Origin of the sequence: Sandaracinus amylolyticus (genome assembly GCF_021631985.1) — a bacterium.
Lineage (GTDB): Bacteria > Myxococcota_A > Polyangia > Polyangiales > Sandaracinaceae > Sandaracinus > Sandaracinus amylolyticus_A.
In genome coordinates this window covers 1,379,457-1,397,388 of sequence record NZ_CP070225.1, presented here as the reverse complement: position 1 = coordinate 1,397,388, position 17,932 = coordinate 1,379,457, and the positions used below count along the sequence as shown (strand labels likewise).

The 17,932-nt window shown below is 71.2% G+C and carries 18 protein-coding genes; 7 read left to right on the top strand and 11 right to left on the bottom strand.

Features of this window, described 5'->3' with window-relative positions; genetic code table 11:
* Window positions 1-7: 7 nt before the first annotated feature.
* The 4 genes from I5071_RS05760 to rpmG all read left to right on the top strand — a co-directional run bounded on the left by I5071_RS05760 (window position 8) and on the right by rpmG (window position 3,564).
* Window positions 8-466 (top strand): hypothetical protein, encoded by a 459-nt coding sequence (locus tag I5071_RS05760; RefSeq protein ID WP_236604377.1) that lies wholly within the window; start codon window positions 8-10, stop codon window positions 464-466.
* Window positions 466-2,121: a hypothetical protein gene (locus I5071_RS05755; protein ID WP_236604376.1), complete on the top strand. Its 1,656-nt coding sequence runs from the start codon at window positions 466-468 to the stop codon at window positions 2,119-2,121. Before I5071_RS05760 ends, I5071_RS05755 begins: the two co-directional genes overlap by 1 nt.
* Window positions 2,118-3,341 carry a formimidoylglutamate deiminase gene (locus tag I5071_RS05750; RefSeq protein ID WP_236604375.1) on the top strand — a complete coding sequence of 408 codons (1,224 nt, stop codon included), beginning with the start codon at window positions 2,118-2,120 and terminating at the stop codon, window positions 3,339-3,341. The genes I5071_RS05755 and I5071_RS05750 overlap by 4 nt, the downstream gene beginning before the upstream one ends.
* A 61-nt stretch (window positions 3,342-3,402) precedes the next feature.
* The gene (gene rpmG / locus I5071_RS05745) at window positions 3,403-3,564 is read left to right on the top strand and encodes a 50S ribosomal protein L33 (protein ID WP_053235288.1); all 162 of its coding nucleotides are present in this window, start codon (window positions 3,403-3,405) and stop codon (window positions 3,562-3,564) included.
* Window positions 3,565-3,635: 71 nt separating this feature from the next.
* Here the strand turns inward: rpmG and I5071_RS05740 are convergent, their stop codons facing one another.
* Genes I5071_RS05740 through I5071_RS05725 form a run of 4 tightly spaced genes read right to left on the bottom strand, consistent with a single transcriptional unit; the run spans window position 3,636 to window position 5,959 of the window.
* A complete protein-coding gene (locus tag I5071_RS05740) occupies window positions 3,636-4,337 on the bottom strand; it encodes a hypothetical protein (protein ID WP_236604374.1) in 702 nt (233 codons plus the stop codon).
* A gap of 19 nt (window positions 4,338-4,356) precedes the next feature.
* Window positions 4,357-4,953: an orotate phosphoribosyltransferase gene (pyrE, locus tag I5071_RS05735; protein ID WP_236604373.1), complete on the bottom strand. Its 597-nt coding sequence runs from the start codon at window positions 4,951-4,953 to the stop codon at window positions 4,357-4,359.
* A complete protein-coding gene (locus I5071_RS05730) occupies window positions 4,950-5,609 on the bottom strand; it encodes a bactofilin family protein (RefSeq protein WP_236604372.1) in 660 nt (219 codons plus the stop codon). The genes pyrE and I5071_RS05730 overlap by 4 nt, the downstream gene beginning before the upstream one ends.
* Complete coding sequence (locus I5071_RS05725) at window positions 5,606-5,959, bottom strand: bactofilin family protein (RefSeq protein ID WP_236604371.1); 354 nt, start codon at window positions 5,957-5,959, stop codon at window positions 5,606-5,608. Before I5071_RS05725 ends, I5071_RS05730 begins: the two co-directional genes overlap by 4 nt.
* 141 nt (window positions 5,960-6,100) lie before the next feature.
* On the opposite strand from I5071_RS05725, the gene I5071_RS05720 reads away from it, so the two are divergent.
* Window positions 6,101-7,456 carry a glutamate--cysteine ligase gene (locus I5071_RS05720; RefSeq protein WP_236604370.1) on the top strand — a complete coding sequence of 452 codons (1,356 nt, stop codon included), beginning with the start codon at window positions 6,101-6,103 and terminating at the stop codon, window positions 7,454-7,456.
* Between the two features lie 2 nt (window positions 7,457-7,458).
* Here I5071_RS05720 and I5071_RS05715 read toward each other — a convergent pair whose 3' ends face one another.
* From I5071_RS05715 to I5071_RS05705, 3 genes are all read right to left on the bottom strand, one after another.
* On the bottom strand, window positions 7,459-8,793 hold the full coding sequence (locus I5071_RS05715; protein ID WP_236604369.1) for a hypothetical protein: 1,335 nt from the start codon (window positions 8,791-8,793) through the stop codon (window positions 7,459-7,461).
* Between the two features lie 426 nt (window positions 8,794-9,219).
* Complete coding sequence (gene tyrS, locus I5071_RS05710; RefSeq protein WP_236604368.1) at window positions 9,220-10,452, bottom strand: tyrosine--tRNA ligase; 1,233 nt, start codon at window positions 10,450-10,452, stop codon at window positions 9,220-9,222.
* A 92-nt stretch (window positions 10,453-10,544) separates the two neighbouring features.
* Window positions 10,545-10,898: an HU family DNA-binding protein gene (locus I5071_RS05705; protein ID WP_236604367.1), complete on the bottom strand. Its 354-nt coding sequence runs from the start codon at window positions 10,896-10,898 to the stop codon at window positions 10,545-10,547.
* 221 nt (window positions 10,899-11,119) lie between these two features.
* On the opposite strand from I5071_RS05705, the gene I5071_RS05700 reads away from it, so the two are divergent.
* Window positions 11,120-13,540 carry a HEAT repeat domain-containing protein gene (locus I5071_RS05700; protein ID WP_236604366.1) on the top strand — a complete coding sequence of 807 codons (2,421 nt, stop codon included), beginning with the start codon at window positions 11,120-11,122 and terminating at the stop codon, window positions 13,538-13,540.
* A 77-nt stretch (window positions 13,541-13,617) separates the two neighbouring features.
* On the opposite strand, the gene I5071_RS05695 is transcribed toward I5071_RS05700, so the two are convergent.
* Window positions 13,618-14,826, bottom strand: a complete 1,209-nt coding sequence (locus I5071_RS05695; protein ID WP_236604365.1) for a trans-sulfuration enzyme family protein — start codon at window positions 14,824-14,826, stop codon at window positions 13,618-13,620.
* Window positions 14,827-14,916: 90 nt separating this feature from the next.
* Between I5071_RS05695 and I5071_RS05690 the strand changes: the two genes are divergently transcribed.
* Window positions 14,917-15,312, top strand: a complete 396-nt coding sequence (locus tag I5071_RS05690; protein WP_236604364.1) for a DUF3634 family protein — start codon at window positions 14,917-14,919, stop codon at window positions 15,310-15,312.
* 1 nt (window position 15,313) lies between these two features.
* Here I5071_RS05690 and I5071_RS05685 read toward each other — a convergent pair whose 3' ends face one another.
* From I5071_RS05685 to I5071_RS05675, 3 genes are all read right to left on the bottom strand, one after another.
* Window positions 15,314-15,811, bottom strand: coding sequence for a hypothetical protein (locus tag I5071_RS05685; RefSeq protein ID WP_236604363.1), 498 nt, complete (start codon window positions 15,809-15,811; stop codon window positions 15,314-15,316).
* A gap of 119 nt (window positions 15,812-15,930) precedes the next feature.
* Window positions 15,931-16,515 carry a NuoI/complex I 23 kDa subunit family protein gene (locus I5071_RS05680; RefSeq protein ID WP_236604362.1) on the bottom strand — a complete coding sequence of 195 codons (585 nt, stop codon included), beginning with the start codon at window positions 16,513-16,515 and terminating at the stop codon, window positions 15,931-15,933.
* 4 nt (window positions 16,516-16,519) lie between these two features.
* Window positions 16,520-17,932 carry a complex I subunit 1/NuoH family protein gene (locus I5071_RS05675; RefSeq protein WP_236604361.1) on the bottom strand — a complete coding sequence of 471 codons (1,413 nt, stop codon included), beginning with the start codon at window positions 17,930-17,932 and terminating at the stop codon, window positions 16,520-16,522.

Genomic DNA, 17,932 nt, shown 5'->3' with positions numbered 1-17,932 from the left:
GGATCGCATGAGCGAAGAGCGCCCAGATCGCGACATCGTCGTCCCCGAGCCGACTGGCACCGCGCGCGCGATCATCCCCGCGGTCTGCTTCCTCTGGCTGCTCGTGATGATCGCGATCCCGATGCGCTACTACCAAGGCGGCGATCGCTACGACGAGCGCTTCGCGTGGCGCATGTTCTCGGCGGTGCGCGTCGCGCGCTGCCAGATGCGCGTGACCGAGACGCGCGATGGAGCCGAGCGCCCCATCGCGCTCGGCGAGGTGCTCCCCGCGCCGTGGATGGCGCTGCTCGAGCGCAACCGCATGCCGGTCGTCGAGTCGTTCCTGCGCTGGCGCTGCGAGACGCGCGAGGGCGTGAGCGCGGTGCGCTTCCACAACGAGTGCACCGATCCCGCGGGCGGCGCGTTGCCCAGCGTCGATCGTGCGATCGACTGCGCGAGCGGCGAGATCGACGAGGGCGCGGAGTGATGCGGAGCTGGCTCGAGGACTACTGGCTCGCGCCGGTGCCCGCAGTGCGCGGCTGGCTCGTGCTCCGCACGTTCATGCTGCTCTTCGCGTTCGACGCGATCGCGGATCACCTCCGCCCGGCGTGGCGCTACGGCACCGCGGGCTTCAACGTCGCGCACGCGCGCGAGCTCGACGTCCTGCCGGCGCCGACCACCGAGCTCTACGTGGGCGCGATGTTCGTGCTCGCGATCGCGTCGTTCGTCGTGGCGCTCACGCCGCGCGCGCCGCGCGCGCTGATGGGCGTGATCGCGGTCGTGTACTTCTGGAGCTGGTCGTCGTCGATGCACGACAGCTACCAGCACCACTACCTGCTCTCGCTCTTCTTCCTCGCGTTCACCTTCCTGCCGCCGCTCTCGTCGTGGGATCTCTTCGGCGCGCCCGGCGCGCTCGCGGCGAAGCCGGTCGAGGCCAAACGCGGCAAGGCGAAGCCCGCACCGCAAGCGCCGATCAGCGGACTGCGCGAGCTGACCATCGGCTTCGTCGTCGTGGTGATCGGCGCGGCCATCCTCTACGCGGCGTGGGCCTCGGGCGCGAGCCTCGCGCTCGGCGCGCTGGTGCTCGTCGCCGGGGTCGGCGTGATGGCGTGGGGCTCGCTCGTCTCGCGGCGCGACGGCGCGCTCGATCGCGCCCTGCCCCACTCGCTCGTGCCGCGCGCCTCCGCGTGGTCGATGCCGCTGGTGTGGGTCACCGCGGCCGTCGTCTACGCGTACACCGCGGTCTCGAAGACCGAGCCCGAGTGGCGCGACGGCGCCGCGCTGCGCGACATCACGCGCAACGGCGCGCGCATCACCGGAGCGGTCGACTTCTTCGCGATGTTCGGCATCGAGGGAGACGCGCTCTGGACCTTCCTCGGTCACTCGGTGATCGCGCTCCAGATCGCGTGCGCGCTCGGCTACGCGACCGCCGCGCTGCGCGATCGCGCGAAGGGCCCGCTCCGCGTGGTGCTCGACGTGATCGCGATCGTCGCGCTCCTGCTCGCGCTGAGCTTCCACCTCGGCGCCGAGTACATGGGCCTGCAGATCGGCTGGTTCAGCTGGTACATGATCCTGCTCGCGATCGCGACGTTCGCGCCCGCATCGATGCTCTCCGCGGGCGTCATGCTCTTCACCTGGCCGCTGCGCGAGCTGCGCGAGCGACGCGCCGAGAGCGCGAGCCCGATCATGGCCGCGGTGCTCGCGCTGATCGCAGGCGCGGTGCTGCTCCCGCTCGGCATGGACGCCGACATGCCGGGCGCGCTCGGCGCGTGCGCGCTGATCGGCGTCGCGCTGCTCGGCGCCGGGCTCTACGTCACGCTCCGTCGCGAGCACGCGGCAGAGGTGCGCAACGTCGCGATCGCGGTCGCGTTCGCCGCGGTGATGATCCCGATCGCGCTGCGCGTGCTCGGTGGCGACGAGGAGATCGGCCGCGACGGTCGCCCCGCGCCCCATCACGACGTCCGCTACGACTACTGGCGCTTCGCGGGCGGCGACTTCCGGCGGCGCGGCGAGTGGGCCCTCGCGCTCGACGCATACGTCCACGCGAACCGCCACGCCCCCCGAGGCGAGAACCGCGAGGAACAAGAGCGCGAGATGCGCGAGCGCGTGCGCACCGAAGGCCCGCGGCGCGAGGAACGATGACGCCCGTCCGACTCGAAGGAGATCACCTCGTCCTGCCCGGCCTCGCGAGCGCGCACTCGCACGCGTTCCAGCGGGCCCTGCGCGCGCGCACCCAGCGACGCGCCGCGACCACCGGCTCGTTCTGGAGCTGGCGCGGCCTGATGTACGAGCTCGCTGCGCGGGTCACGCCCGACGACGTCTTCGACCTCTCGCGCTTCGCGTTCGTCGAGCTCGCGCGCGCCGGGGTCACCGCGGTCGGCGAGTTCCACTACCTGCACCACGACACGAGCGGCGCGCCCTACGCCGATCGCCTCGCGCTCTCGCACGCCGTGATCCGCGCCGCGCGCGAGGCCGGCGTGCGCATCACGCTGCTCCGCGTCGTCTACCAGCGCGCCGGCACGAACCGCCCGCCCGAGGGCGCCCAGCACCGCTTCTGCGACCCCCGCCTCGACGACGCGCTCGCCGACGTCGACGCGCTCGCCGCCCACTACGCGAACGATCCGCTGGTGCGCATCGGCATCGCGCCGCACAGCGTGCGCGCCGTCCCCCGCGAGACCCTGCGCGAGTGCGCGTCGTTCGCCCGCGCCCGCTCGATGCCCGTCCACGCGCACGTCGCCGAGCAGCGCCGCGAGATCCGCGAGTGCCTCGCCGAGCACGGCCGCCGCCCGGTCGAGCTCCTCGCCGACGAAGGCGTGCTCGACGCGCGCTTCGTCGCGGTCCACGCGACCCACCTCCGCCCCCACGACGCGCGCTTGCTCGGCGATGCCCGCGCGTTCGCGTGCGTGTGCCGCACCACCGAGCGCGACCTCGGCGACGGCCTCGCCGACGTCGCGGCGATGCGCGCGGCCGGCGTCCGCCTCTGCACCGGCGCCGACAGCCACGCGATCAGCGATCCGTTCGAAGAAGCGCGCGCCGTCGAGCTCGACGATCGCACTCGCGCCGAGGCGCGACACGTCGCCGCCGACGCCGACGATCTGCTCGCCGCACTCGCGGGCGAGGGCTACGCGTCGATCGGATGGGACGACGCGGAGCGCGAGGACGAGGTTCGCCTCGACGCGAGCGATCCCGCGCTGGTCGGCACGGGCACCAGCTCCGACGCGGTCATCTGGGGCGCATCGCCACGCTGCGTGCGCGAGGTCCGGGTCGCCGGCCGCACGATCGTCGCGGACGGCCAGCACGTGGCGGAAGCCGAGGCGCGCGCCGGCTACGTGCGTGCCCTCGCGCGGCTGGGGCTTTCGTGATCCCCGAAGGGGTTGACCGCGAAACCGATACGACTATGCTCTGCGCCCTTCTGGAGTCGTCATGCGGGACCTGATCAAGCTCACCTGCGAACAGTGCGGTCGCGCGAACTACCACACGTCCAAGAACAAGCGGACGATGCCGGAGAAGTTCGTCATCAAGAAGTTCTGCGCCGCGTGCCGCACCCACAAGCCGCACAAGGAAGGCAAGATCTCGAAGGGCTGATCGCCCCGGGATCGCCTGTCCGTGCCTCGAGCGGGCTCCATCACGGAGCTCGCTCGTTTGCGTTCCGTCGATCAGCCGTCGTTCTCGTGCTCGGTCGCGCCCTCTTCGCTCGGCGCGGCCTCGGAGCCCTCGACGTTCTCCGCCGCGCGCTCGAGCTCCCAGCGCAGATCGACCGTCCCCCGCGCGCTCGCGAAGCGCAGCAGCACGTGGTCCGCATCGGGCGGGATCGTGGGCGTGCCGTCGACGTGCTGCGCCGGGAACGCGACGCGGTAGGTATGGCGCTGCCGCGAGATCGACGGGAAGTACACCCGCTGATCCGCCGAAGGCCGCGCGATCGGCGTGAGCTCCACCGGCTCGACCTGGCGCCCCGTCGGATCGACGAGCAGCACGCGCCAGTCGCTCTCGCGCCCCTGGAGCTCGGTCTCGCGCCACCGCGGCGACGCGATCGTGAAGAAGAAGCGATGGCGCACCCGCGCGTCCTCGAGCGACTCCTCGAGCAGGCGCGTGCGCTCCTCGGTCGAGAACGAGTGGTCCGCCGCGTAGCGCACGACGTACGCCCAGCGGAACTCCCACGCCTCGAACGTCGCGGTGATGTGGGCGATCTCGGAGAGCCGACCGAATTCGAACTCGTCGGACGAGCGCGTCCAGCGCCCGTAGATCCCGCCGTAGTCGCTCGCGGTGTAGGCCCGCGTCGACTCGCGCATCGGCACGCGCGTGCTGCCGCAGCCCGCGAGGACGATCGCGATCAGCGCCGACGCGAGGAGAGCACGCATCCCGCCGGATCTTACCGCGTCACGCAGGGATGAAGTCGTGCCGCGTGAAGAGCGACGTCAGGTGCACGCCCGCCGCGCGCACGTTCTCGGCGCCGCCCTCGAGGCGATCGACGATCGCCACCACGCCCGCCACCGTGAGCCCGCGCTCGCGCAGCCGCTCGATCGCGCGCAGCGTCGAGCCACCGGTCGTCACCACGTCCTCGACGACCACCACCGGATCGTTCGGCTGCAGCCCGACGTCGCCCTCGAGCTGACGCTGGCTGCCGTGATCCTTCGCCTGCTTGCGCACGTAGATCGCGTCGAGCCCGACCCCGCGCTCGGTGCGCACGTCGCGCTGGAACGACACGAGCGCCACCGCCGACGCGAGCGGACAACCGCCGAGCTCCACGCCCGCGACCGCGACCGGATGCGTCGGCAGCGCGAGCGCCGCCTCGAGCATCAGCTCGCCGACCAGCACGTGCCCTTCCGCGAGCAGGACGGCCTGCTTGCAGTCGATGAAGAAGTCGCTCTCGCGACCCGACGCGAGCACGACCTTCTTCCGCGCGAAGCAGCGGGTGCGCAGCAGCTCGAGCAAGCGCTCGCGGGTTCCCGCCGGCGCCAGGTGCTTCGCGGTCACGATGCCATCCCTCCGTCCTTGCGGCGCGCGCGCTGTCTGCCGACGCCCGGGATCACCGGCTCGGGCGGACGGCGATCGCGCGGGCGCGTGATCGTCGCCTCGGCCTCGGCAGGAGGTGCCGGCGGAGCCTCGCTCCGGCGCACGAAGCGACCCGTCGCGCGCGTCTCGAATTCCTCGTCGCGCGACACCCGCGGCTCGACGATCACACCCGCCGCGGCGCGCGGCGCGATGCCGGCCGCGGTCGCGATCGTCGGCGGGGTCGGCGCGCTCACCGCGCCCGGCGTCGTTCGGCGCTCGACCGCCGGCACCTGCCCCGCGCTCGAGCGACGCGCCGCCTGCGCGCCCGTCATGGTGATGCGACCGCGAAGCAGCGCGCCCTCGACGACCGACACGCGCTCGGCGCGCGCGTCACCGATCATCCGCGCGCCCGACTCGAGCCGGATCGTCTCCTCTGCGACCGCGGGTCCGGTGAGCGTCCCGCGCAGCACCACCGCGCGCGCCTTCACCTCGCCGCGCACCACGCCCGTCGCTTCGATCGTCAGGTGACCGTCGATCGCGATCGGCCCCTCGATCGTCCCCGCGACGACCAGATCGCCCTGCCCGCGGATCTCGCCCGCGAGCCTCATCCCTTCGGGCAGCACCGAGCCTCGGCTCATCGACGCGCCTCTTCTTCTTCGAGATCGAAGTCCATCTCGATCCCACCGTGGAGCGCCGCGCCGTCGTCGATCGCGATCCGCCGCGCCCGCACGTCGCCCTGCACCCGGCCGCCGGCGCGGATCGCCACGGTGTCGCCGGCGAGCACGTCGCCGTGCACCTCGCCCGCGACCTCGACGCTGCGCGCGCGCAGCGGACCGACGAGCGTTCCGTCGGGACCGACCGCCACGTCCCCTTCGAGATCGAGCTCGCCCTCCAGGACACCCTCGACCCGCAGGTCACCCTTGCCATCGAGACGGCCCCGCACCACGAGTTGGGGGCCGATCACGCCCTCGGCGGAACGGCTGCTCATTGCGACGCGGCAGACTACTCGACGACGTCGCGTTCCGCGAGACGGATCCGGCGTGCTACGACGCACGGCCTGCTCCGTGCAGTCACGACGACTCCGGCCCCGAACGGCGCCTTCACGGCGCGCGAAACGAGCGACACACGCATGGCGGTCTCCTCCGACTCCGAGCAGCGTCCGATCCGGTCGCTGGACGACCTGCTCGAGCCCTTCCACCACGCGTGCAAACCCCGCGAGGCCTGGCGCGTCGGCACCGAGGCCGAGAAGCACGGAGTCGTCCTCCCCGATCTCACGCCGATCCCGTTCGAGGGCGATCGCGGCATCGCGGAGGTGCTGCGGCGCCTCGCGAACGACGCCGGCTGGGACCTCGTGTGCGAAGGCGCGACCTGCATCCAGCTGGTGCGCGGTCAGGCGTCGATCACGCTCGAGCCGGGCGCGCAGCTCGAGCTCTCGGGCGCGCCGCTCCTGACGATCCACGAGACCGCGCGCGAGCACGACGAGCACCTGCGCGAGGTCCACGCGATCGGCCAGGCGCTCGGGCTCTCGTGGATGGGCCTCGGCTTCCATCCGTTCGCGCGGCGCGAAGAGCTGCCGTGGGTCCCCAAGGTCCGGTACCCGATCATGCGCGAGTACCTGCCGACGCGCGGACACCTCGCGCTCGACATGATGCTGCGCACCTGCACCGTGCAGGCGAACCTCGACTACGCGAGCGAGGCGGATGCGATGCGCAAGCTGCGCGCGTCGCTGCGCGTGCAGCCGATCGCATCCGCGATGTTCGCGAACAGCCCGTTCGTCGAAGGACGGATCACCGGAGAGCGCAGCCGCCGCGTCGCGGTGTGGCTCGCGGTCGATCCCGATCGCTCGGGGCTCCTTCCGTTCGCGTGGAACGAGGGCGCGACGTTCCGAGACTACGTCGAGTGGGCGCTCGACGTCCCGATGTTCCTCGTGAAGCACGAGAGCCGTCTCATCCGGAACACCGGGCAGACGTTCCGCGCGTTCTGGCGCGACGGGTTCGACGGCGCGCATCCGACGATGGGCGACTGGCTCACGCACCTCAACACGCTCTTCCCCGAGGTGCGCCTCAAGAAGACGATCGAGACGCGCGGCGCGGACTCGCAGCGCGCGGACCTGGTGCCCGCGCTCGCGGCGCTGTGGAAGGGCGTCATCTACGACGACGGCGCGCTCGCGGCGACGGAGTCGCTCGGCGCACGCTGGACGCACGACGAGATCGAGGCGGTGCGTCCGGCGATCGCGCGCGACGGATTGCGCGCGAAGCTCGCGGGCCGCGAGGTCGGCGAGTGGGCCTCGGAACTGCTCGGCATCGCGGAGCGCGGCCTCCGCGCGCAGCGTGCGCTCGACGAGCAGGGACGCGACGAGACGATCCACCTCGCGCCGCTGCGCGCGCTCATCGAGCGCGGCATGACGCCCGCGGACGCGCTGCTCGCGCAGATCGATCCGAAGGCGCCGCTCGCGCCCCAGGTCGTCGAGCTCACGAAGCTCTGAGATCAGCGCGCGCGGAGGAGCGAGACGCCGCCGCGGTCGTGGCGCGCCTGGATCAGCCGCGGATCGCGCACCGGGATGTCGAGCGCGAGCTCGACCCGCTCGCCCTCCGCGACCTGCACGACCTCGTCGGGGGCGCGCCACGTCCCCGCGGTGCGCCGTCCGACCCAGAGCAGCCCGTGCGATCGTCCATCGCCGTCGACGACACGCAGCTCGGGATCGAGCACACCGGGCACCGCGGGCAGGGTCCATCCTCCGCGCCCCGCGACGACCTCGACGATCGCGACGCACGGCACGCGCGCGGCCCACGCCGGCAGCGCCGCGCCGATGTCGCGATGGGCGCGGCCTGCGTCCGCGCCGCAGCGCAGCTCGAGCAGGCGCGCCTGCCGTCCTTCGCCGAACGCGACCGGCGTGCTCGGCTCCGGCAGCGTGCTCGTCGCGTGGTCCATCTCGGCGCGCGCAGCATCGCTCCACGCGCGCTCGAATCGCTCGGCGTGATCGATCCGCTCGCGCAGCCTCGCGTCGCTCCAGTCGAGCCACGCCGCGGCTTCGCTCGCGGCGGCGAGCACCTCCATCGCCTCGCGCTCCGGATAGCCGAGGTCGAGCAGGCTCACGTCGGGCCGCACGTCTTCCGCGCGCGACAACATGCGATCGAAGCGCGCGAGCGCGGCGCGGGGCTCGGGCGCGCTCACCGCGCGACACTCGAGCGTCGCGCGCCGCATCGAGACCACGAACGGCGTGATGCCGGTGAACTGCGTCGAGCCCTCGCCGATGACGTCGTCGTCGAGCAGGTCCTCGTCGATCAGCCGCATCCACACGCGATCGCGTGGCGCGAGGCGCGCCACCGGGAACGAGAAGACGCCGGCAGGGCGTCCCTCCGGGGTCGCGCGCATCGCACCGCCCGCGATGCGCACGCGCAGCTGGATCTCGGGGCCGCCGAAGATGCCGTCCCAGTCGTCGTGACCGGGCAACATCATCGTCCGGCAGATCACGAGCGCTCCTTCGAGCGCGCCGGATTCGTGCGGCGGCGCCGACTCGAACCACGAGAGCGCATCGCGCACCTGCGGCACCGGCCCGCGGGCCAGCACGTCCCAGGCCTCGCGCGAGAGCCGTGGCTCGAGGATCCCCGGAGCTGGCTCGGGCACGAAGTCGATCGGCGCGGGCTCGCTCACGACGACCGGTGCCGGGACCGGCTCGACCGGCGCGACCGCGACCACCGGCCCCGCGTCCTGCCCCTCGGCCTCTGGCATCGCGCCGAAGCAGCAGCCCCCGAGGACCACGAGCATCAGCCACACCGCGTACACGACGTTCACGAACGAGCGGAGCACCACGCGAAGCATGCCCGCCTCCAGCGCAACGGACGCGCCATGACGCGCACGACGCGCAACTCCGCGGAACCACACGACTGACGCGCCACGACGCGAACCGCACGATGCGCCCGAGCCCGTGAACCGCAGGCACGCACCCGACAGCGATGTCATCGCGCCCGACCCCGCGCGACGCTTACGCAAGCGTTCCACCAGGTCGAGACCCGCTCGAGATGCTTACGCAAGCGTTCCACCAGGTCGAGACCCGCTCGAGACGCTTACGCAAGCGTTCCACCAGGTCGAGACCTGCTCGAGACGCTTGCGCAAGCGTTCCAAGAGGCCGAGACCTCCTCGCGACGCTTACGCAAGCGTTCCAAGAGGTCGAGACCTGCTCGAGACGCTTGCGCAAGCGATTCCGCAACCAGGAGACCTGGTCACATCGCTTGCGCAAGCGGCGGCTCAGCGAACGGTGATCGCCGCGTAGTGGCGACCGGCGCGCAGCACGTGCCGTCCCGCCTCGAGCACCGCCTTGGTGTCCTTCACGCGCTGCTCGTCGACGTCGACCGCGCCCTGCTCGATCTTCCGCCGCGCGTCGCTGTTGCTGCTCGCGAGCTTCGCGATCACCAGCGCCTGGACCAGCGCGAGCGGCGCGCCCGCGCTCTCGTGCTCCGGCATCGAGTCCGGCACCTGGCGCTGGCTGAACTGCTTGTCCCACGCCGCGTGCACCCGCTCCGCGTCCGCCGGCGTGTGGAAGCGCGCGACCAGCTCCTTCGCGAGCGCCATCTTCGCGTCGCGCGGGTTCATCCGGCCGTTCGCGCAGTCACTGCGACGCTCCGCGATCGTCGCGGTCGACTCCGCGGAGAGCAGCTCGTAGTAGCGCCACATCACCTCGTCGCCGATGCTCATCAGCTTGCCGAGCATCTCCTCGGGCGCCTCGCTCACGCCGACGTAGTTGTCGAGCGACTTGCTCATCTTGTCGCCGACGATGCGCCCGTCCTCGAAGCGCGCGTTGGTGCCCTCGAGGATCGGCGTCGTCATGACGACCTGGGGGCGCAGGCCGTACTCCTTCATCAGGTCGCGCCCGACCATCAGGTTGAAGAGCTGATCGGTCCCGCCGAGCTCGACGTCGGCCTGGAGCTGCACCGAGTCGTAGGCCTGGGCGAGCGGGTAGAGCAGCTCGTGCAGCGAGATGCTCGACTCGTTCTCCCAGCGCATCTTGAAGTCCTGGCGCTCCATCATCCGCGCGAGCGTGTACTTGCCGGCGAGGCGGATGACGTCGGCGAACTGCATGGCGCCCAGCCAGCCCGAGTTGTGCTCGATGCGCGTCCTGGTCTCGTCGAGCACCTTGAACGCCTGCTCGGCGTAGGTCTTCGCGCCGTGCTCGATCTCCTCGCGCGAGAGCGGCGGGCGCGTCTTGTTCTTGCCGCTGGGATCGCCGATCGCCGCGGTGAAGTCGCCGACGACGAAGATGACCTCGTGTCCCAGCTCCTGGAACTGGCGCATCTTCGTCATCAGCACGGTGTGCCCGAGGTGCAGGTCGGGGCGCGTGGGATCGAAGCCCGCCTTGATCTTCAGCGGGCGTCCGGTGCGCACCGACTCCTCGAGCCGCGCCTTCAGGTCGGCTTCGGAGACGAGATCGACGCTGCCGCGCACGAGCACGCGCAGCTGTTCTTCCGCGGAGAGGGTCGCCACGGCGCGTGGCTTACGTGAGCGTGCGCCGCCCGTCGAGTTGTTCGCGGAGGGAACGACCGTCGCCGACCACGTGGTCGTGGTCGGCTGTCCCCTCAGCCCTCGGAGTCGTCGTCGTCCGACGTGACGTCGTCGTCGTCGTCGTCGTCGTCGTCCTCGGAAATCGGGCCCGTCCCCTGGTTGACGAGCTCCTTGAGCTCCTTGCCGACCTTGAAGAACGGCAGCCGCTTCTCGGGCACCGGCACCGGCTTCCCCGTGCGCGGATTCCGCCCGTTGTAGGGCTTGTAGTCGCGGACGGTGAAGCTGCCGAAGCCTCGGATCTCGATGCCCTCCCCGCGCTCCAGCGAGGTGGTCATCGTCTCGAAGATGCAGTTCACCACGAGCTCGGCGCGGCTCTTGGTGATCTTGGTCCGCTTGGCGACCGCATCGATCAGCTCGGACTTCGTCATCAGCGCCTCTCCCCGCCGAAGCGACCGCTACAGTACCGGGGGGGATCCGGGGGGTCAACAGTGTTTCCGCGCACTTGCGGCATCGCACCCCAAGGCCTGCGCGCGCCGAGGGTCCTCCTCCGTCGGCATTGAAACGCAGCGGGCGGTTTCGCTACTGTTGCGGGCCCGAGAGACCAGCGGAGCCCACGCGTCCCAGGACGACGTCGGGCAGGGTGAGCACGATGGAGAACCAGCTCGAACCGAACGATGACCTGCCGGCGCTTCCGAACGTCCCCGCGACGGACGACGCGCTGGACAAGGCCAACCGGCAGGTCGCCGGTCTGGACGACGACCAGGTCGTCAAGAAGATCGGAACGCGTACCTCGATGTTCGGCCGCGTCGTCACGCTGCTGCTGATCGTCGGCATGCTCGGCCTCGGGGGCGCTTGGTACGTGCGCGACCAGGCGTATCAGGCGCGCTGGGCCGCGTACGACGCCGCCCAGGCGACCGGCGACCAGGCGCAGTTCCTCCGGATGATCCGCGAAGAGCTGCCGCGCGCGCAGTTCGACGACGTGCGCATGCGGATCATGCAGAAGATGGGTCAGTACCGCGACGCCGACTCGGTGGCGGTGCTGATCCCCTTCCTCGACCAGGAAGGACGCATGCGCGCCCACGCCGCGCGCGCCCTCGCCGAGATCGGCTCGCCGGCCGCCGACAGCGCGAAGCCGCACCTGCTGCGCGTGCTGCCGCAGACCGACGATCGCGACCGCGCCCCGGTGGTGTGGGCGCTCGCGGTGCTCAACGAGCCCGCGGCCGCCGACGCGATCATCGCGGAGTTCGAGAACGGTCGCCTCCAGCACCAGCGTCACCCCGCGTTCGACCCGCGCATCGTGGTGAACGCGGTCGGCGTGCAGCGCCTCGCGGCGCCCGAGCTCACCGGGCACGAGTCGGTCGCGGTGCGCACGCTCGTCGCGCAGGCGCTCTCGGAGGCGGGCACCCCCGACGTCATCGACCCGCTCTCGCGCATGATCCTCGACGCGCAGAACACCGGCGAAGAGGGCCACAACGTGCTGCGCATCGCGGCCGCGGGCCTCGGGCGCATCGGTGATCCGCGCGCCGCGACGCCGCTCTTCCAGCTCATGCAGCGCGACCCCGCGATGCGCGTCGCGGTGCTCGAGGCGCTCCGTCGCTCGACCGGCGCGCGCGGCCTGACCGTGCTGCTCGGCTCGGCGGGCGACGCGGCGACCAAGCGCGACCTCGTGGTCATGCTGCGCGCGACCCACGATCCGGCCGCGGCCGACGCGCTCGCGGGCATGCTCTCGAGCGACGACGAGATGACGCGCACCGAGGCGGCCCACGGCCTCGCCGAGCTCGGCGACGTGCGTGCGGCCCCGGCGCTGCTGACGATCGCGCAGGCGACCCCGGCCGACGCGGGCCGCGGCGCGCTCGAGGCGATGCTGAACCTCGAGATCCCCGCCGACGTCGCGTCGCAGCTCGTCCCGATGCTCTCGGACGACGCGTTCCTCAACCGCCGCGCGTCGGTGATGCGCGTGCTCGGCCGTGCGCGCTCGCGCGACGCCGAGACCGCCCTGGTGCGCAACCTCGAGGGCGACGACATCGCGTCGGCCGCGCTCGCGCTCGCCGACATGGGCTCGGACGCCGGCTACACGGCGCTCATGCGCATCATCCCGCGCGGTCGCGATCAGGACTTCGCGCAGTACATGGGCATGGCGGGCGTGCCGCTGCAGCGCGAGTACGACAACCGCACCGCGGCGGTGCGTGCGATCGGCCGCTACGGTCGCGTCGATGCGGCCGAGGCGATGATGACGATCATCGAGGACCCGCAGGACGACATCCGCCTCCGCAACGACGCGGGCCTCGCGCTCGGTGCGATCGCGGACGACGCGGTGCTCCAGCAGGTGCTCGCGAAGGTGCAGCAGACCGACCTCGACGAGGCGGCCCGCCGCTACTACCTCGGCGCGCTCTGGCAGCGCCCGAGCCGTGCGATGTCGAGCGCGCTGCTCGACCTCATCGCGAACGCGGCGACCCCGCCGGACGTGCGCAGCCCGGCCGCGATCGCGGTGGGCTACGCGGCGGATCCTGCGAACGACGCGCGCCTGATCCAGATGCTCGAGGCCGATCAGACGCGCGTGGCGGCTTCGCTCGCGATCGCGCTCGGCGGCAGCGACGAGGCCGCGAACGCGCTGGTGACGCGCCTCCAGAGCGACGCGGATCTGCGCCAGGTGCTGCAGGACGCGCTGATGAACGAGACGAACGACTGGTTCAATCTCATCACCAGCGACCTCTGGGACTCGGGCCAGGTCATGCGCCGCATCCGCGTCGCGCGGATCCTCAACGAGGGCGGCCAGGGCTTCGCGTGGGTGCCGCTCATGTCGCGTCTTCGCAGCGGCTGGGAAGGCACGCACGGTCTGAGCGGACGTGACGTGCGCAACCGCTTCTTCGCGATGCTGCGTGGCGACGACGCGGCGCAGCGCGTGCTCGCGGCGCGTCTGCTCGGCGACATGCAGGAGACCGGTCTCCTGATGGCGGCGCGCGACGAGGCCGGCAACGGCAGCGAGGAAGCGCGCAACGTGCTCTTCGAGCTGAACCGCCCGCAGACCGAGGGCGACGAGGGCGCCGAGGACGAGGAGCTCGAGGAGTAAGCCTCCTCTCGAGATCCACGAACGCGAACGGGGCGAGCGCGAGAGCGCCCGCCCCGTTTCGTTTCCGTCGCGCGCGATCAGGCGGTCTGATCGAGGGCCCGCAGCACGTCCGCGACGAGCTCGTCGGTGTCCTCGATGCCCACCGCGTAGCGCACGAGATCGTCGGTGATCCCCACCGCCTCGCGCTGCTCGGTCGAGAGCTCGAAGTAGCTCATCAGCGCGGGCTGCTCGATCAGCGACTCGACGCCGCCGAGGCTCGGCGCGATGCGCGGGATGCGGCACGCGTCGACGAAGCGCCCGACGCTCGCGAGGTCGCCCTTCACCGCGAACGTCACGACGCCGCCGAAGCCGGTCATGAGCTCCTTCGCGACCGCGTGGTGCGGATGCGACGCGAGCCCCGGGTACCACACGCGCCGCACCCGAGGATGCCCCTCGAGCGCCTGCGCCAGCGCGAGCGCGTTCGTGTTCTGCTGCTTCACGCGGACCGCGAGCGTCTTGATGCCGCGATGCACCAGGTACGCAGCGTGGGGGTCGAGCACGCCCCCGAGCACGTGCCGCAGATCGCGCACCAGCGAGACGAGCCCGTTCGGCCCGGCGACGGCGCCCGCGAGCACGTCGTTGTGCCCGCTCAGGTACTTCGTCGCGCTGTGCACGACGAGATCGATGCCGTGCTCCGCGGGACGCAGGTTCACCGGCGTCGCGAAGGTCGCGTCGATCATCGTGCGGATGCGTCGCTCGCGGCAGATTGCAGCGACGCGTCGCAGATCGACCACGTTGTTGTAGGGGTTGGTCGGCGCCTCGCTGATCACCAGCCGCGTCTGCGGCGTGAGCGCCGCCTGCATCGCATCGACGTCGGCGGGTGGGACCAGCGTGCTGGTGACGCCGAAGCGATCGAGGAACGACGTCACGAACTGCCGCGTGCGCCGGTAGCAGTCCGAGAAGAGCACGACGTGCGAGCCGCTCTTCACCAGCGCGAGGATCGCGGTCGTCACCGCGGCCATCCCGCTCGAGAACGCGACGGCGTCGTCGGTCCCCTCGAGCGACGCGATCTTCTCCTCGAGGGTCCGGACCGTCGGGTTCCCGTAGCGTCCGTACTCCTCGCGCTCGACCTTGCCCTCCATGTACTCGACGAGCGCGGCCGTGCTCGCGAACGTGTACGTGGCGGTCTGGACGATCGGCTCGGCGAGCGAGTCGCTCGCGCGGTCGCGGGGCTCGCCGCCATGCACGGCGCGCGTCTCCGTCGTCCGCCCGGGCTCCTGCTTCTTGGACTGCTGGTCGGAAGGCATGATGGGGGCGCAGTGTAGCGCTGGGATTGATGCACTGCGTCGAGGTTTTCGGAGGGACGACGGGCGTTGGAATCGTCGTATACCGGCCCCGTGCTCGACCCGATCGTCACCCTCGTCCTGCTGCTCGTCGCGGTCGGCGCGTACCTGCTGTGGCGCGCGAACGAGATCTTCTGCCTGTCGGTCCGCGAAGGACGAGTGCTGGTGGTGCGCGGCCGCATCCCGCCGGCGCTGCTCCACGGCATCGAGGACGTCGTGCGTCGCACCGGGACCCGTCGCGCGACCATCCGCGCGGTCGCGGGCCAGCACCACGCGCGTCTCGCGGTGAGCGGAACCGACGACGGCACCGCCCAGCGCTTGCGCAACGTGTTCGGTACGCACCCGATCCAGAAGCTCCGCGGCGCGAAGCTTCCCGAGGCCCGCAACCTCGGTCAGGTCCTCGGCATCGCGTGGCTCGCCTGGCTGCTGGTCGACCGCGGCCGCGGCTGACCTAGAGAACGAGGTGCAGGACGTAGCCGGGCGCGCGTATCGCCCAGAGGCAGTCCTCGGCGAGCCGCTCGAATGCCGCGATCGAGTCTGCGCGCGCGACGCGCTCGACCTGCTCCCCGAGCGAGTGCTCGCGCCCGGCGTCGTCGATCCAGGCGTCCTCGCCGAGGCGGAGGACGAGCACCGGCGGGCCGTCGTCGTCGCGGTATCTCCGCGCGAGCGACGTGAACACGTCGTGCGCGACCCGCGCGCCCTCTCCACGGATCACCGACCATCCGGTCCACGCGATGCCGCGCTGGATCTCGCGGGTCGGCCACACGCACGGGATGGCGGAGAGCTCCGAGCGCCACGTGTGCAGCAGGTCGTCCTCGATCGACACCCGCGCGCGCTGCTGCGCGGCGACGAGCTCTCGTACTGCGAGCTCGTACGGCCCCTCGCGCTCCACACGATGGAAGTCGTGCCACGCGCTCCCACGCCCGAGGACGATGCGACCGACGCTCACGAGCGGGATCGGGCCAGCGGGAAGCGCGACCCGCAAGCGGGTGGGGACCCGCGCGCAGCTCGAGGGGTCGAGAGGGGAGGCGCAGCGTCTTCCAGGAGAAGCAGCCTCCCCCGGGACAGTCAGTGCGCCTTGTCGCGGTCCAGGCCGGGGTGGGTCGGATCGCCCGGCTCGTGACGCGGGTTCGCGGTGACGTACGTCCCGTCCTTGCCCGGGATGCTCATCAGCGTCTCTTTGTCGAAGATGAAGTGCTCGCGCTTCCACGACGCCGGCACGTGCGTGCCGGTGTCCATGCGGATCGCGTCGCACGGGCACGCCTCGACGCAGAACCCGCAGAAGATGCAGCGCAGCTCGTCGATCACGAACACGCGCGGATAACGCTCGTAGCCGTGACGCGGATCGTCCGCCTCGTACTCGGCGGGCTCGATGTAGATGCACTGCGCGGGGCACGCCGTGCTGCAGCACAGGCACGCGACGCAGCGGGGCGAGCCGTCGACGCGGTGCGTGAGGCGGTGCACGCCGCGGAAGCGCTCCGGGTACTCGCGAGTCTCCTCGGGGTACCGGATGGTCGCGGTCTTCCGGTTCTCGGCGGGGCCGATCGTGTTCTGGAAGAAGCGCTTGAAGGTGACGCCGAGGCCCTTCACCGCCTCGACCACGTAGCTCTGGTCCGCGACGGTGCGTCCGGGCTTCTTGATCGCGTAGGCCATCGAATCACCAACCCATCTGCTGGAACAGCAGCACGAAGATGCCGGTCACGAGGATGTTCACCAGCGAGAGCGGCAGGATGAGCTTCCAGCAGAGGCTCATGATCTGGTCGTAGCGGAAGCGCGGCAGCGTCCAGCGCACCTGGATGCTGATCAGCGCGAGCACCATGACCTTCGCGAGGAACGCGACGACCTGCACGATGATGATGAACAGGTGCGAGTTCGCGACGTTGCTGACGACGTCGAAGCCCGTCCCGGTGAGATCGAAGCGGTAGCCGAACGCTTCCCATCCGGCGCGCGTGAGGAACGGGACCTCCCAGCCACCGAGGAACACGACGGCGATGATCGCCGAGCTCACCGCGACCTCGATGAACTCGCCCATCATGTACATCAGCCACTTGCCCGACGAGTACTCGAGGAAGTAGCCGGCGACGATCTCGCTCTCACCTTCGGGCGCGTCGAAGGGCACGCGCTTGTACTCCGCGATCGACGCGGTGAAGAAGAGGACGAACGCGAGCGGGTTCACCAGCACGCCCCACACGTGCTCGCCCTGCCAGCGGATCATGTCCGGCAGCATCAGCGAGTCGTAGAGCATGAACATCGGGACCAGCGAGAGGCCGAGCGTGACCTCGTAGCTGACCATCTGGCTCGCAGCGCGGAGGCCGCCGAGCAGCGCGTACTTGTTGTCGCTCGCGTAGCCCGCGATCGCCGCGCCGATGATGCCGGTGCCCGCGATCGCGAAGATGTAGAGGATGCCGATGTTCAGGTTCGCGACCTGGATGTCGATCGCGGTCCCGCCGATCGCGCCGTCCGCGGGCAGCTGCTCGAGCAGGTAGTCGACGTAGATCGTCGGACCGAACGGGATCACCGCCGCGGTCGCGAACGCCGGCACCATCGCGATGATCGGCGCGATCGAGTGGAGGAACTTGTCGCCGCGGGGCGGGACGATGTCCTCCTTGGTGAACGCTTTGATCGCGTCGAAGAGCGCGTGCAGGCCGCCGAAGATCGTGAGGCGCCCGTCGAAGAAGAGGAACGGGAGGATCTTCGCCGCGACGAGGTGGATCACCGCGAGCGGGAAGAAGACGAGCATCAGCCCGCCCCAGGTGTGCTCGATGCCGAACACCGGCTCGGTGAAGAGCACGTCCTGACCGTTGCCGGTCGCGACCATCGCCAGGCTGATCGCGAACATCACGCCGCAGAGCGCCGCGACGACGTACGCGCCGAGCACGAGGTACGGGATCGCGTCGAGCAGCGCGCGCGGCATCGGGAAGCCGCCCATGTACGGGCCGAGGCGGTCCTGGAAGAACGCGCTCTGACGACGCTCCGCGAGCACCAGCACCGGCGCGAACAGCAGCAGCAGCACGCCGATGACGAACGCGATCTTCAGGATCGAAACGAGAACGAGCCAGCCGAGATCCAT